At 35.7% G+C, this 750-nt stretch carries 1 protein-coding gene; it reads left to right on the top strand.

Translation table 11 applies throughout. From position 1 onward, the window contains the following. On the top strand, nt 1-750 hold a 750-nt coding region (locus CLORY_RS22890), incomplete at both ends, for a DDE-type integrase/transposase/recombinase (RefSeq protein WP_079428903.1).

Genomic DNA, 750 nt, shown 5'->3' with positions numbered 1-750 from the left:
AGGATAACAGGGTATATTTTAAACATGAAAAAGAACGCATTAATCAGATGTGGCAGAGTGATATCATGGAAGCTTGCTATCTTAAGGATTCAGAGGGCAATGGTCGTATGGTTTATCTTATTGGATTTATCGATGATCACAGTCGGAGAATTCTCCATTGTCAATTTTACTTTGATGCTACACTTACCAGGCTTGAAGATTGTCTTCAGAAGGCTGTCATTAAGTTTGGTGCTCCTAATTCTCTATACGTCGATAATGGCAAGGTGTATATATCTGAGCAGTTTAAAATAATATGTGCAAAGCTCGGAATTACCTTAAAATATGCAACAGCCTATCATCCAGCTGGGAAAGGAAAAATTGAGGTGTTCTGGAAGTTTGTACAGAGTTCTTTTCTTCCTGAAATCAGAAAGAACAAAGCTGAAAATATCATTCAACTTAATGATCTTTTTCAAGCTTGGCTTAAATATGAATACCATGAAAAGTTTCATACTTCCATAAATTCTACTCCTGTTGAAAGATGGAAGAAGTCACTTTCTGAAGGCACTAAACTAAGATATTTCTCGCCTGTACAGCTTGATGAAATATTTATGCATTGCTGTGAAAGAACTGTAACCAAATATGGTGTTATATCCTTTGAGGGAAATACCTATGAGGTAGATGGTGCTCTGGTAGGCAAAAAAATTGAAGTTCACTACAATCCCTTTCACCTTGAGGTTCTACATATATATTTTGATAGTAAATACTACGGTG

Origin of the sequence: Clostridium oryzae, assembly GCF_002029235.1 — a bacterium.
GTDB classification, from domain to species: domain Bacteria; phylum Bacillota; class Clostridia; order Clostridiales; family Clostridiaceae; genus Clostridium_AE; species Clostridium_AE oryzae.
Note: the sequence above shows the minus strand (reverse complement) of the source record. Positions and strands in the feature narration are given on the sequence as shown.